The organism is Bifidobacterium sp. ESL0764 (assembly GCF_029395515.1).
In the GTDB taxonomy this organism is placed as follows: Bacteria; Actinomycetota; Actinomycetes; order Actinomycetales; family Bifidobacteriaceae; genus Bifidobacterium.
On the sequence record NZ_CP113919.1, the window covers coordinates 433,738 to 447,844 of the forward strand.

A 14,107-nucleotide genomic window follows, 5' to 3' on the forward strand; every position below is an offset into this window, starting at 1 on the left:
TACGATTTGTTGTTTTAGCGTTGGAAGTATGGGGATCCGACCGGCATCTCGACATAATGATTGATTGCTGATGGATGCTTTCACAGCTGTGGATTGATGCACTCTAAGTGTGCTGGAGGTTTCGGTATCCTTCGGTGCTGAACATCGGATTCAAGATTCTCAAAGGTGCAAAAGCCGTCGATGTCGATGGTATAGGTGGGCTGAATCCGTGTCGTGGCTGGCCTTGATGCAAGACTGTGTTTTCTCGGCTTATCCCTAAACTGGCCGTCATGAAATATTTTGTCGGAATCTACCGCCTCATCATCGCGTTCCTGTGTCTCGCCTGGACGAGCGTGGCGTGGGGCGAACCCAGCTATTGGGTCTACTTTACCTACGAAACCAACTTCCTGCTCGGCCTGGTGATGCTGTGGGCCGGCGTCGCGTGCCTGATCGACGGCAAGCAGCCTCCCGCCTGGCTCAAGGGCATCCTGACGCTCTACATCCTGATCACCGGCATCGTCGCGGCCACGCTGCTGCCGCCGGCCAACCCGCTCACCTCGAAGTACGTGTTCGGCATCATGACCAACGTCATCCTGCACAAGGCCGCACCGATCCTCGCGACCATCGACTTCATCCTCTTCGACGCTCACAAGCGCTTCAAGTGGCATTACGTGCTCACCTGGCTCATCTACTTCCCGTTCTACCTGGCGTTCGTGCTCATCCGCGCTCAACTTTGGCCGCATTCCGGCCCGGAGGCGCACGGCAATCCGTATCCGTACGGGTTCATCGACGTCAACAAGATCGGCTGGAACCAGATGTGGATCAATATCGTCTTCTGCATCATCGGTTTCGCCATTCTCGGCCTGGTGCTGTTCCTGATCGACAAGGTGATGCCGAAGAAGCCGCTGATCGGCACCGTTCGCAACTGAGCGGATGTGCTTTTCCGGTTTCCTCATAACTGGTGTCGGAAAACGCGTAATTTTGCGTTGTTTCCAGCATTTTGCACACATTTGTGCTGGAAACAACCTAATTGGAAACTATAAATGCGTTGTTTCCAGCATAAAAGTGTGTGAGCTGCTAGAAACAACGCATTTGAACGAATATTGAACGTTGCGCAATGACGTGACCGCCTGATGGTAGGTTGGCGGTATGGCTCAAATCAAGGATTTACTGAACGATAACACTGTGGTGCGTCCTGACGGGCGTGCCGTCGACGAGCTGCGCCCCGTCAAGATCACCCGTCATTTCACCGACGCTCCGGAAGGTTCCGTGCTCATCGAATGCGGCAACACCCGCGTGATGTGCACCGCGACGTTCGCCACGGGCGTGCCGCGTTGGCGCAAGGATTCCGGGCTCGGCTGGGTCACTGCGGAGTATGCGATGCTGCCGCGCGCCACTTCCGAGCGCACGCCGCGCGAATCCGTGAGAGGCAAGGTCGGCGGGCGCACACAGGAGATCAGCCGCTTGGTCGGCCGTTGCCTGCGCGGTGTCATCGATATGAAGGCGCTGGGCGAGAACCAGGTGCAGCTGGACTGTGACGTATTACAGGCAGACGGCGGCACCCGTACGGCTTCCGTGACCGGTGCGTATGTGGCTTTGGTCGATGCGCTGCATTGGGCCGAGAAGCACAAGCATATCCGTTCGGCACAAAAAGCGATCAAGGATCAGATCTCCGCGGTTTCCGTGGGGATTATCAACGGCACGCCGATGCTCGATTTGCCTTATATCGAGGACAGCCAGGCCATGACCGACATGAACGTCGCCATGACCGGCTCCGGCAAGTTCATCGAGATCCAGGGCACCGCTGAGCACCGTCCTTTCACTCGCGACGAGCTCAACGTGCTGCTCGAGCTGGCCGAAAAGGGCAACAAGGAGCTGCAGCGTGCGCAGAACGAGGCGCTCGCCAAGGACTGAGGAAGTTCGCAAGGTTTTGAGCGTCGCAAATGCGCCATTGGCTGAGGCTGATAGGAGATTTGCGACGCCAATAGCGTAATGGACGTCGTAAAAGTGCTGCTAGTCGAAGTTGACCGAGAGTTTGCGACGTATTCACGCTGAAACGAGTAGGAAACAGACAAGGGCTGGGAATCTATCATGAAAATCGTCGTGGCCACGCATAACGAGGGCAAACTGCCCGAAATCCGTACCATTATCGTCGAGGAGCTGGGCGAGGCTGCCCGACACGTCGAGCTGGTTTCCGCCGGTTCGATGAATCTGCCGGATCCTGTTGAAACCGGTGTCACCTTCGAAGAGAACGCGCTGCTCAAGGCACGCGACGTGGCGCGGCGCACCGGGTTGCCGGCGCTCGCCGACGACAGCGGGCTGATCGTCGATGTGCTGGGCGCTGCTCCGGGTATCCTCTCGGCGCGCTGGTCGGGTGTGCACGGCGACGACGAGGCCAACATCGATCTGCTGCTCGCCCAGATCGCGGATATTCCGGACGCCAAGCGCGGCGCACGGTTCTGCTGCGATGCCGCTTTGGTGGTGCCGGAACAGTGCGTCGAGCGTCGTGCGGATGGCTCGGTGCCGCAGGCGCAGGAGACGACCAAACTCGGCGAGATGCACGGCGTCATCATTCGCGCACGCCGGGGCAGCAACGGTTTCGGCTACGATCCGATCTTCGTGCCGAACGATCAGCCCGGACGGTTGAACGACGACGGTGAAAAACTGACCAGTGCCGAAATGACCGCTGAGGAAAAGAATGCGATTTCGCACCGTCACAAAGCATTCGTCGCGTTGGCCCCGGCAGTCAGGCAGCTCATCGGCTGATGCAGGTAGGCACGCGAAAACGTTGATGCCATAATGTTGCGGCTTCGAACGTTATATGGTTTCGGCTGCGTTGCATTCATGACAAAAGCGCGGCACCCTGCTTCCTGAACTTATGGGCTGACGGTGGAAGAAGCTATAGGGGCGGAACCGTGTGGTCGTCCTCTAAGCGTTTTGTAATGTTACGTTATGATTGGATTTGATACGTTATAAGGCTTTCTGGCGAGCCGATTGGCGGGTATCGGCTCATGTTCGAGTGTGCCGCTACATGTGGATGATGAAATGTGCGGCGGTCATCAGAATTGTGCCGATCACTGCGGTCAGGCAGAGGATGAAACCGGCGAGTTTGGCGTTGCCGAGCACCTTGTCGGTGAACATCGTCGAGAAGATGGCGGTCGGTGCGAGGCAGCACATCACCGCGGTCTCGCGAATGAGCGGGCTGAACGGCAGGATATACCACGCCAGCAACGCGAGAATAATCGCGCAGGGCAGGCGCCAGGCCATGACCTCGCCGACGAATTTGAGGTCGCGCAAGGAGGCGGGCAGATCGGTCAGCATGCCCACCATCACCATCGAGCAGAAGGCGTTGGCCGCGGAGAACGGCTGGCAGACCTGCGCGATCCAGTGCGGGAAGCGGAAGTTGAAGAACATCAATACCAGCATCAGGATATAGGTGTCGAACGCCGGCGAGGTGACGAAGCCTTTGACGACATTGCGGATCAATGCCCGGCGTTGCAGGCGGCGTGCGTCGCGGTCGGTGGCTTTGATGCGGGGCAAGGTCGGGGCGTCTCCGGCATTCTGCTCGGCCAGGGTTTTGCCGGGGACGATGTGCAGGAGATTCTGCGTCATCACGTTCGTTCCGGCGGCGACCATGATGTCATTGCCGATGTCGAACATGGCGGCGGGGACCAAAGCGGCGGGGCCCAGAAAAGCCTGGACCATCGGGAAGCAGAAGCAGCCGACGTTGAACCCGCTTCCGTTGAGCATCAGGAACGCGCGGTCGGCGACCGGTCGGTGACGCGTGGACACGAAGATGAGCAGCGGCGGAATCAAGGATGCGAAAAACGAGAAGCAGGAAAGCAGCAGAAGGTTGAGCTGGTGCGGGTTGGTGGCGAAAGAATAGGTGATGGCGCCGGGCAGGATGATGTCGAATTCCAGCACCTGCACCACGCGGTAGTCCTTCGCGCCTAAAATGCCGGTCCGTTTGAACAGATACCCGAGCAGGATGATGAGCAGCAGTGTCGCCGGTTGAATGAGTGCTGACATGGACTTGGTTTCTCTCTTTTCGCTGGTGTTGCTGTGGACGTTGATTCGCTCTACCGTGTCATATCATAGACTTCGGCACTGCCTATACAAGAATATAGTTCCCATAGATGGCCTTTGATACCGATATTTGGGATGTTCGACGCTATCTTGTGATGTTTCTCATGTGCACAGATACAGGTCGAAAATACGATGAATCTGCCCTATGCGTTGCTGTGAATGGAATCCCAGGATTTTGCAAGCTGAAAGTCGGCCGAGACTCTACAATATCGAAGAGCGAAACGGGGTGATAATCTGATGGCCAATCAGACGAATGCTGCGAATCCGATGAATACGGTAAATCCGGACTCAAAGGTTGCGGGAGTTATCAGGAAATGTGGTGTTAGCGATGCCCAGATGCTGCACAAACTGAGCGTCGAAACGTACTTCGATACCTTTGGCGGCACGAGCTCGGACGCCGATATGCGTAAATTCCTCGAAGAGTCTTACGCCGTGCCCGTGCTGCGTGATGAACTGGCCAATCACGATTCGATGTTTTTCGTCATCTCGATGCCTTCCGACGTGCTAGACGGAACGCCCGCAGGCTATATGAAGCTGAATTTTGGCTCGGCGCAGCTTGAGGATATGGGGCCTGGCGCGATGGAGCTCCAACGGCTTTACATCCGAAAGGCGTTCAAAGGCTGCGGACTCGGCACCCGGCTGATGAACCTGGCGCTGCAAACGGCTCGTGAACGCGACCTCAACAAGGTGTGGCTCGGCGTGTGGGAACACAACGAGCCCGCGAAACGCTTCTATACCGGCAAAGGCTTCGTGCGCGTCGGCCAACACGCGTTCTGGCAGGGCGATGACAAGCAGACCGACTACCTGATGGCGCGCGAGGTGTGATGGTCTGGCTTTCATCGACAATCGGACGACGCCGAACTGCCAGCCGATATGATCCTACAACCGCACGAGCCCGAACCAGCCCGGACGCTGGTTCTACACAAAAATCGCCTCGTTTCTGTGATTATCGTTGCAAATGATGTTCTGGTGCGGAGATAATCACGATTATCGCCACTTTTTTGTGATTATCTCCGCGGCCTGGGAATAATGGCCGGCGAATGAGCGGAAGTCGTGCCGGATCTTGATTCGGTCCGCGAGTCCATGAATGCGATTCTTCTCCGAAGTGAACTCAGAATGAACTCACAGGACGTTTCGAAGATGGCATAGGAACTCATAAAACGTTGATATACCAACGTTTTTTAGTGTCATAATTTCGCTGGTAGCTAGGGTTCGAGTCCCTTTGCGCGCACCTTAAGAACGGGAATCAAGATAACATGTCGGGGTGCGTTTCGAGGTGTCAAGCATTGTTTCCGACTTCATCGTAAATCACGTCAAATCACCCCAAATAATGACGGGTTGAACTCAAAATGAACTCACGAATGATTTCGGGTTGAAGAGAACCGTCCTGCCTCAGAGCTCAATCGGTGTGATCGTATAGCCATTGAGGTCGCAGAATTTCTGCAGATCCGTATAACCGGCAACCAACGTCTCGATATTTGTTGATGTCCAATGTAATAAGAAACGATGAAACTTGTGAGATATGTCACTTTTGGGTGGGCCCGGCTTACACTGTGTCTTGATGTCATTGAGTTCAGAAAAGTCAATGATTATCAGGAGGAAGGGAACTTCATGGCTGACAAAACATTGGTAACGTATTTTTCCGTGTCCGGCAACACTCGCGCCGTGGCGCAAAAACTGGCTGGTGCCGCCAACGCCGATATCGAGGAGATCAAGCCGTCGATGCCGTATATCGCCTCCGATCTCAAGGCCGATGACGAGAAATGCCGGGCGAACGTGGAGCATGTCGTCGATGCGCGCCCCAAGATGGCGGATTCCATTGACGTCAGCGCCTATGACGTGGTGTTCGTCGGCTATCCGATTTGGTACGGCGTCGCGCCGCAGATCGTGCGTACGTTCCTCGAAAGCCAGGACTTCTCCGGCAAGACCATCGTCACGTTCGCCACCTCCGGCGGCAGCCTGGACGGTGCGAACGGCGAGCATCTGCACGCCTGCGCGCCCAAAGCGACATGGAAGACGGGTCGTCGCTTCACCTCTGACGACAGCGAGGATACCTTGGCTCAATGGGTCAAGGAGCTCGGCCTGTAAGCCGGCGAAACGAATCGTTCGTCTGAAACCGACGATTCGTCTGAAACGAGTCTTTGGGATCAAGCCGTTCGTCTGAAACGAGCCACCTGTTTGGCCCAAGCTATACTGAAGGTTCGGTGGAGAAAGCGCATGGAAACGGGCCGCTACCAAAAGGCGACGGCCCGATTGTTGGCAATGTGATCTCGGAATAAGACCGAGAAGGCTATTGGCTCTTTAGGGTTGCAGAGCTCCTCAGAGCTGGACGAGGATCTTGACGTGGTGCTCGCCGTCGTGGCGCAGCTTCTCGAAGCCGTCCTTGACGATGTCCTCCGCCTTGATCTTGTCGGTGATGAACGGCGAGAGGTCGATGCCCTTCTCGCGCACCATCTCGATGACCTTCGCGTGGTCGTTGGCGTAGCCGAGCGATGCCTGGATGTCGCGTTCGGCGAAGGTCAGCTCGTTGGTGACGTTGATTTCGAGCGGCTTGACGTGCACCGCGACGATTTCCAGCTTGCCTTCCTGCTTGAGGCACGACAGCAGCTGGTGGACCACGACGCCGACGCCCGCACAATCGAAGGCGATATCCGCGCCCTTGCCGTTGGTTTCCTTGCGCACACGTTCGTTGAGGTCTTCCTTGCTCGGGTCGACGACGATGTCTGCGGCTCCGGATTCCAAGGCCTTGTTCTTGCGGGCTTCGGAAAGCTCGGAGATGATGACCTTGGCGCCCTTGGCCTTGAGCACGGTGCCGACGAGCAGACCGATGGGGCCTGCGCCTCCGACCACTACGGTGTCTCCCGCCTTGACGTCGGTGCGACGAACGGCGTGGTAGGCCACCGAAAGCGGCTCGATGAGCGCGGCCTGGTCGAGCGGCATGTCGCCGACGGGGAAGACACGCTTGGCCTCGACGACGATATGTTCGCTCATGCCGCCGCCACCGCCGTTGATGCCAATGAAGCCCAGCTTCTCGCAGACGTTGTAGTTGCCGGTTTTGCAGGCGTCGCATTCGCCGCAGACCATGACCGGTTCCACGACCACGCGGTCGCCGACCTTCAGATCGGTGTCGACGTCATCGGCGATGGCCTCGACGGTGCCGGAGAATTCGTGGCCGAAGACGACTGGCAGCGTCTCGCCGGAAAGCGGGTGCGGCTCGGTGGCCGAGTTGCCGCCGTTCTGCTCGCCGTCATAGTAGAGATGCAGGTCGGAGCCGCACAGCCCGGTGAAAGCGGGGTGGATCTTGATGGTTCCTGGCTTGAGTTGTGGTTCCGGAATGTCGTCGATCTGGACGTGTTCCTTACCGTAATAACGAACAGCTTTCATATTTTGCCTCCTTGCAATAACTTAAAACGTTCTATCATTATACGTGCGAATCGGCTGTGAATATCGGAAAATAGTAATTAAAAATGATTGATTCCTCACATTGATAACAATGGCTATGCGGCAAAATGATTAATGTTCATAGATTTGACCAAATATAGTTTTACTGACCTCAATGCAAAAGGCTCTGCCATAATTGGAAGGTTTGCGGTAAGTCATGAGAGGGGATTAGTGTAGCAGGCTATGGATATGGAAAATACGGGTGTTGAGGCAGCCGGTGTCGATGGCTTGGGCCCGCTGATTAAGGTGGCGAATACCCTGATCGAAAAGGAACTCAACAACCGTGTCGCTTCGATGTTCGAGGGATACAGCCTCACCGGGCCGCAGATCACCCTGATGGTCTATCTGCACGACGCTCGCGGGCGCTGCGTCACCCAGCGTGAGATCGCCGACCGCTTCGTGCTGAGCCATCCCACGATTCGGGGTATCGTCAAACGGCTCGAGAGTGCCGGGCTTATCGAGACTTCGCAGCTGGAAAGCGACCGCCGGCAGATTCTGCTCGAGCTCACTGCCGCGGGGCAGCGGCTGATGGACGCTCATATTGACGATATCCACGCCGTGATGGGGCAGATCAACGCGCGTATTACCGACGGTTTGTCGCAGGCCGAGCAGAAGAGGTTGGTCGGCGCTCTCAAACGAGTCGTCGCGAATTTTGCGGAATAAGTGTGATGGTACTCGTTAAAAAGGTATCTTTATATATCAAAACTGTAGCTTGCTATAAATTAGGAAAGGTTGGCAATGACAAATCAACAATCGCAAAAGCGCAAAGACGGGGAGCGCAACGCTTTGGGTGCGCGGCCGGTATCTGAGCAATCCATACCATCCGAATCGGGGCGGGAGAGCAACGTGCGATCTGCACAGCCGAAGTCAGCTGGGAGTGAAGGCACCGTAGCGTCGATTACTCCGCGTCAGCGCGGGCTGATGATGGCGGTGCTGCTGCTGGGGTCGTTCACGGCGTTGATGGCCGAGACGTTTCTGAACAACGCGCTGCCGACGATTATGGGCGCGTTCGCCGTCGGCCAGGCCACGGCGCAATGGCTGACGACCGCCTACCTGCTGGTGGTCGGGCTGATGATTCCGATGTCGGCGTGGGTGTTCGAGTCCTTCAACCTGCGCACCACGTTCGTGACCTTGATGGCCGTTTTCCTTGTCGGCTCGGTGATCTGCATTTTCGCGCCGAACTTCTGGGTGCTGCTCGCGGGCCGCATTATCGAGGCGATTGCCGCCGGCGGACTCATGCCGTTCATCCAGAACGTCATCCTCATGATGTTCCCGCCCGAAAAACGCGGCATGGCTATGGGCATCACCGGCCTGGTCATCGGTTTCGGCCCGGCGGTCGGCCCCACGATTTCCGGCCTGATTCTCAAGGTCTCGGGTTGGAAAACGCTGTTCGTCATCCTCGCGCTCGCCAGCGCCGTCACCGCGATTCTCGCCGTCCCGCTGGTACGTAACGTCACCTCGCCGCACCACAGCACCACCGACGTCATCTCCTTCGCAGAGTCCATCTTCGGCTTTGGCCTTATTCTTTATGCGCTTTCCGAGGTCGGCAACACCGGGCGCATCACGTTGCTGCTTGCGGTGCTGTTCGTCGTCGGCGTGGTCATCATGGCGCTTTTCTGCATCCGCCAGTTCAGGCTTTCCAAGCCATTGCTTGACCTCCACGTCTTCGGCAACGCACGTTTCAATCTGTGCACGCTCTTAAGCACCATCTCGAACATCGCCATGGTCGGCATCGAACTGGTGTTGCCGCTCTACCTGCAGACCACACGCGGCGAATCGGCGCTGGCCAGCGGCCTGGTGATGATGCCCGGTGCCTTGGTGATGGTGGTCTGCAACCCGATTTCCGGCACGCTTTACGACAAGCTCGGCATCAAGAAGCTCTCGCTCTTCGGCTTCCTGATGCTCTTGCTCGGTTCGGTGCCGATGCTCTGGTTCAGCGCGAAAACCAGCCTGTGGCTTATCGGCCTGTGCTATGCGCTGCGCATGGTCGGCATTTCATGCACGATGATGACCACGTTCACCGCCGGTATCAACCTGAGCGCAGCCCGCCTCACCGCCCATGCCAATGCCGCCTCGTCCACGGTGCGTCAGGTCGGCGGGTCGCTGGGTACGGCGCTCGCGATGCTCGTCATCTCGCTGGCCGCGACGTCTCAGGCCTCTGCCGGCAAGGCCGCAGCCCAAGCCATCGGCTACAACTGGGGCTTCATCCTCATGGTCGTCTTCGCACTCATCGGCCTCGCCGCCTCGTTCTTCCTGCCGAACGCCGACACCGAGCGTAAGGCCATCGCCACAGCGAGCAAGTGAGCGTAAAATCTGTGAGAAAAGCACTGGTCCGCGGATGATTCGGTGCTTTTCTCATGGGTTTTGGGTGATAACGGTGCAAAAATATCGTTGAAATTCATCGGCAACATCGCAATGAGGCGTAAATGAATAAGATGATACTGCCAAGAAACGAAGCGAAAAAGAGAGCCGCTTGACAGAATCGAACTGTCGACCTTCTCATTACGAGTGAGACGCTCTACCAACTGAGCTAAAGCGGCAATTGCCCGAGCGGTATGCACCACTCGCGCACAAAACAATAATAATACCGGATACTGTGTATTTTGTCCATGAGCGTCGCGTTCGGCCGTGTCTCGTTGGGCTGACTTGGTTTTTAGGGCTTGTTTTTACCATACAATCGTGAAATTGCGAGGGAATTTGGCCGTGGAAACTATGGAATTGCGGGGAATCAGGGCGATGTGACGTTGAAAGACATGAGCGAAGCCGGCAATGACAAAGGCCCGCGCGACAATATATAAGAAAATATAAGGAGCAGGCAGGCTGGGAATCGCGCGAAAAGGGATGGGCAACTTGGAAAATGAAAAGCCGGCGGTATCGACGCCAAGCAAAGGTTTTGAAGATTTTTACGCCATCATCCCGGCCGGGGGCACCGGCTCGCGTCTTTGGCCGCTGAGCCGAGGGGCCAGGCCGAAGTTCCTTTACGATTTGATGGGCAGCGGACGCACGCTCATTCAGTCCACGTTCGACCGGCTCGCGCGGCTTGCCGGCTCCGACCGCATCGTGGTGAGCACGGGCTGGAGGCACGTCGCCGCGGTCGAGGCGCAGCTGCCGGAGCTCAAGGAATCCAACGTTTTTGCCGAGCCGGTGCCGCGGGATTCGACGGCGGCTATCGCGCTGGCCACGGCTATTCTGGCTAGGCGGCATGGAGAGAAGATCGTCGTCGGGTCGTTCGCGGCCGATCATGTCATTCGAGGCAAGGAGGCGTTCGCCGAGGCGGTGCGGCAGGCCGTGGCGGCTGCGCGTGCCGGGTATGTGACCACGATCGGCATTGCCGCCTCGCGGCCGTCGACGGCGTTCGGCTATATCCATCAAGGCCGGTCGCTGGCCGGTGAAATTCCCGAGGCGCCAAGCGCGCGTCTGGTGGAGCGTTTTGTCGAGAAACCGGATTCGGCCACGGCTCAGGCCTACCTTTCCACCGGTGAATATCGCTGGAACGCCGGCATGTTCGTGATGCGTGCCGACGTGTTGCTTGAGCATTTGCGCGAATATAAGCCCGATATGTATGACGCGATTTCGCATATCGCCGATGCCTATATGGCCGTCGATAGCGATGCTGATAGTGATGAGGCCGCCTCCGAGGCCGAAATCGCTGCGGCGAAGCGTACGGCAATCGAGACCGGAAATGGTGATAACGGCGAAGACGGAGATCATGCGGATGTGATTGGAGCTATTGGCGGCGATGACGACAATGACGACGATTCCGGTGGTGCCGCTGACGTCGACGGCGGTAACGACGCTGATGCCGGCAATGAGGCCGCTATAGACAACGAGGCCATCGATGAGGCGATGGCGACTTACTGGCCGGGCATCGAGAAAATCGCGTTCGATTACGCGGTGGCCGAGCCGTTGAGCGTGGCCGGCGGCGTGGCGATGGTTCCAGGCGACTTCGGCTGGGACGACATCGGCGACTTCAATTCCGTGGCGGCGCTTCTGCCCAGTACCGGCACCCGCAACATCAAGATCCTGGGCGACGGTGACAAGGTCGTCAGCCTCGACAGCGCCGGAGACGTGGTGATGCCGCTGACCGAACGCACCATCGCACTGCTCGGCGTCAACGATATGGTCATCGCCGACACCCCCGACGCGCTGCTCGTCGCGCCGCGCGCCCGTAGCCAGGAGGTCAAGGATCTGGTCGCCTATCTTGAGCGGGTTGGCTGTGACGACATCCTCTAGTCCTTCCGCTCCTTCCGCTCCTGCCGGTTCTTCTGTCCGCCGGGCGCCGTCCCGCCGTCGTATGTTCTCTGTTGAACTGCTACGGCTTTTGGCCATCGGCGGCATCGCCGTCTTCCACGCGTTTCTGCCCACGTATGGGCAGATAGTGGCTCTGGGCCCTCAGGCTGCGGCGATGGCGAGCCGTTCCGGGGCACTCATCCCGGCGCTCGCGGTTCTGGCCTCGACCCGTCCGCTGGTATGGGCTGTGGCCGTTCTCGAATTGCTGGGGGCGTGGGGCAACCATGTGTTCTTTATGATTTCGGGATTCTTCCTTGTCCCGAAGGCCGCCGAACGCTCGCGTGAGCCTCATTACTGGGCTGGCCAGCTTCGTTCGACCGCTCACCGCATATTGAAAGTGGTTGCCGCGGTAGTGTTCTACGCCGTGATATTCATGGCCGTGAACCGCTGGCTCATGCCGGTCAGCGATGCCGGAACCATGTGGTGGGTCACCTACAACCTCGAATTCATCTGGCTGTATATGTTCTTCATCGCGCTCGCGCCGGTCATCGGCTGGGTGGCCGGGCGTTGCCGGAAACGTTGGCAGGCTGGCTTGGTGGGGATTGCGCTGGTGGCGCTATACGCGCTGAACGCTTACGTCGCACTGGGCGCACGTGGGGATTTCGGCCAGCTCTCCGCTATGAATTGGCGTAAGCAGATCGGTGCGGTGAGCTATCTTGCCTCCTTCATCATTGCCGGGGTATTGGGTAGTGTGATCCGGCGGTCGCGCAGGAATGTTGCGGCGGGCGAGGTTTCGGGCAAGACTTCAAAGCGAGAACCGGCGTGGCTGACCAGGCGTTTTTGGCTCGCGGTGATTGCGTGTGTGGCGGTTCTGGCGATGGTGCTTTCGGCGGTGCTCGTCGCGCGTGACGATTATGGCCTGCTGTCGGCGCTGTCGTTCAAATCGACTTCGGTGATTTCGTTCCTTTTGGCGCTCTCTTCGTTGATGATCGCGGTTTGCGGCGGGCGTGTCCGTAAGGTTACCAATGACGAGGGCGTTTCCTTGCCACGGAACGGAAATGTGAGATCTGCCGCCGAGATGCAAACTGCTGGGTCCGCTGCAGCGCCTCCGGCTGGAAAGACTAAGGCTGCACTCGAGGCGCTGGCGTCGGGGATTCTGGGCTTTTATATCGCTCAGGCGTTGGGTTACAGCATCATGGGAATCGTCCAGACGTATTTCACGGCTATCCCCCTGAAACATGTAGCCGCAGCCGCGCTCGCAGGTTCTGTATTACACTTTGCTTTCTGGGAGGTGGTATGGTTCCTGACGGCCATTGTCGTCGCCTTGGCGCTTGTCGTCATCATCTGTCTCTTCGACCGTTTCGTCCGTCAGCCCTTGTTGCGCTTGGTCAAGTTGGCGTAGACGGATTGCGGTATGGCGGAAATCGGATTCGTTGCGATTGTGGACAGCTGCTTTGTCTGGATCGTAGAGAGATTCTGTTCCTTGGGGACTGACGGTGCTTGAAGTCGGTGGTCGCTAGTTCGGGCGGGATGGTGACGCTGGCGATGAAGCCGGCGATGGTCGGTCGGTCCTGTGGGCGGAAGGCCTACTGACGTGTCGGGAGCAGGTCTTGAGCGAAAGCGGTTGTCCGTTCACAATCCGATTGTGTCAAAGGTTGTGGCATAAGGCTTCTGATCACTTCCGATGCGATCTTGCACTATAGTGTCAATAGTGATACTAAGGTGCAATGGGAGATATAGGGAAGCTGGTCGGGAAGATGCACAGCAGCCCGAAAGGCGTGCGCTATGAAGATTTGCAGAAGGTGTGCGAGGCCTATTTCGGCCGACCTTGCCAGCGTTCCACGAGCCATTGCCTCTACAAGACGCCTTGGCCGGGTGATCCGAGGGTAAATATCCAAAACGAGCATGGCAAGGCGAGGGCGTACCAAGTTCGTCAGATCCTGAAGGCCATAGATAAAATGGTCGATGACCATACGTTAGGAAAAAAATGAGCGATATTCATCATTACACATATCGAGTCAGTTGGAGTCCGGAAGATGGCGAATTCGTGGGCACGGTCGCAGAGTTTCCGAGTCTTTCATGGCTGTCTTCCAGCCAGATTGAAGCGTTTCAGGGCATCCTTGATATGACGGCGGAAACAGTGGCCGATATGCAAGCCAATGGTGAGAAGGTGCCTGATCCCATCGCGGACCGTCACTATTCCGGAAGGTTCGTCGTGCGGGTCACTCCGGAGCAGCACCGTGAACTGGTGCTTGAAGCTGCTGAGGAAAAGGTGAGCCTTAATCGGTTGGTCAGCGGCCGTGTCTTGGTGGGGGCCTGAATTTCAGCGGTGTCGATATACGTCTGTTTACCTCTCATTCGGTAGATGGTG

13 protein-coding genes and 1 tRNA gene are annotated in these 14,107 nt (G+C 57.5%); 11 read left to right on the forward strand and 3 right to left on the reverse strand.

Annotation, left to right across the window (positions count from 1 at the left end; all coding sequences use genetic code 11):
* The first annotated feature begins 269 nt into the window (after window positions 1-269).
* The 3 genes from OZX71_RS01555 to OZX71_RS01565 all read left to right on the forward strand — a co-directional run bounded on the left by OZX71_RS01555 (window position 270) and on the right by OZX71_RS01565 (window position 2,745).
* Entirely contained in the window at window positions 270-908 is a 639-nt protein-coding gene (locus OZX71_RS01555) for a Pr6Pr family membrane protein (RefSeq protein ID WP_277160242.1), read from the forward strand.
* Window positions 909-1,128: 220 nt separating this feature from the next.
* A complete protein-coding gene (rph, locus tag OZX71_RS01560) occupies window positions 1,129-1,893 on the forward strand; it encodes a ribonuclease PH (protein WP_277160243.1) in 765 nt (254 codons plus the stop codon).
* 177 nt (window positions 1,894-2,070) lie between these two features.
* Window positions 2,071-2,745: a non-canonical purine NTP pyrophosphatase gene (locus tag OZX71_RS01565; RefSeq protein ID WP_277160245.1), complete on the forward strand. Its 675-nt coding sequence runs from the start codon at window positions 2,071-2,073 to the stop codon at window positions 2,743-2,745.
* Between the two features lie 261 nt (window positions 2,746-3,006).
* Here the strand turns inward: OZX71_RS01565 and OZX71_RS01570 are convergent, their stop codons facing one another.
* Window positions 3,007-4,008, reverse strand: a complete 1,002-nt coding sequence (locus tag OZX71_RS01570) for an AEC family transporter (protein ID WP_277145698.1) — start codon at window positions 4,006-4,008, stop codon at window positions 3,007-3,009.
* Window positions 4,009-4,302: 294 nt separating this feature from the next.
* On the opposite strand from OZX71_RS01570, the gene OZX71_RS01575 reads away from it, so the two are divergent.
* A complete protein-coding gene (locus tag OZX71_RS01575; protein ID WP_277160246.1) occupies window positions 4,303-4,890 on the forward strand; it encodes a GNAT family N-acetyltransferase in 588 nt (195 codons plus the stop codon).
* A gap of 786 nt (window positions 4,891-5,676) precedes the next feature.
* On the forward strand, window positions 5,677-6,153 hold the full coding sequence (locus OZX71_RS01580; RefSeq protein WP_277160247.1) for a flavodoxin: 477 nt from the start codon (window positions 5,677-5,679) through the stop codon (window positions 6,151-6,153).
* A 231-nt stretch (window positions 6,154-6,384) separates the two neighbouring features.
* On the opposite strand, the gene OZX71_RS01585 is transcribed toward OZX71_RS01580, so the two are convergent.
* Window positions 6,385-7,449 carry a 2,3-butanediol dehydrogenase gene (locus OZX71_RS01585; RefSeq protein WP_277145695.1) on the reverse strand — a complete coding sequence of 355 codons (1,065 nt, stop codon included), beginning with the start codon at window positions 7,447-7,449 and terminating at the stop codon, window positions 6,385-6,387.
* A gap of 240 nt (window positions 7,450-7,689) precedes the next feature.
* On the opposite strand from OZX71_RS01585, the gene OZX71_RS01590 reads away from it, so the two are divergent.
* Both OZX71_RS01590 and OZX71_RS01595 read left to right on the forward strand, forming a co-directional pair.
* Window positions 7,690-8,169, forward strand: coding sequence for a MarR family transcriptional regulator (locus OZX71_RS01590; RefSeq protein WP_277145694.1), 480 nt, complete (start codon window positions 7,690-7,692; stop codon window positions 8,167-8,169).
* A gap of 75 nt (window positions 8,170-8,244) precedes the next feature.
* A complete protein-coding gene (locus OZX71_RS01595; protein WP_277160248.1) occupies window positions 8,245-9,810 on the forward strand; it encodes an MDR family MFS transporter in 1,566 nt (521 codons plus the stop codon).
* A gap of 163 nt (window positions 9,811-9,973) precedes the next feature.
* On the opposite strand, the gene OZX71_RS01600 is transcribed toward OZX71_RS01595, so the two are convergent.
* Window positions 9,974-10,046 (reverse strand) — tRNA-Thr (locus OZX71_RS01600).
* Window positions 10,047-10,356: 310 nt separating this feature from the next.
* Between OZX71_RS01600 and OZX71_RS01605 the strand changes: the two genes are divergently transcribed.
* From OZX71_RS01605 to OZX71_RS01620, 4 genes are all read left to right on the forward strand, one after another.
* A complete protein-coding gene (locus OZX71_RS01605; RefSeq protein WP_277160249.1) occupies window positions 10,357-11,739 on the forward strand; it encodes a sugar phosphate nucleotidyltransferase in 1,383 nt (460 codons plus the stop codon).
* On the forward strand, window positions 11,708-13,138 hold the full coding sequence (locus OZX71_RS01610; RefSeq protein ID WP_277160250.1) for an acyltransferase family protein: 1,431 nt from the start codon (window positions 11,708-11,710) through the stop codon (window positions 13,136-13,138). Before OZX71_RS01605 ends, OZX71_RS01610 begins: the two co-directional genes overlap by 32 nt.
* A 325-nt stretch (window positions 13,139-13,463) precedes the next feature.
* Window positions 13,464-13,727 (forward strand): hypothetical protein, encoded by a 264-nt coding sequence (locus OZX71_RS01615; protein WP_277160251.1) that lies wholly within the window; start codon window positions 13,464-13,466, stop codon window positions 13,725-13,727.
* On the forward strand, window positions 13,724-14,056 hold the full coding sequence (locus OZX71_RS01620) for a type II toxin-antitoxin system HicB family antitoxin (protein WP_277145689.1): 333 nt from the start codon (window positions 13,724-13,726) through the stop codon (window positions 14,054-14,056). Before OZX71_RS01615 ends, OZX71_RS01620 begins: the two co-directional genes overlap by 4 nt.
* Window positions 14,057-14,107 lie beyond the last annotated feature (51 nt).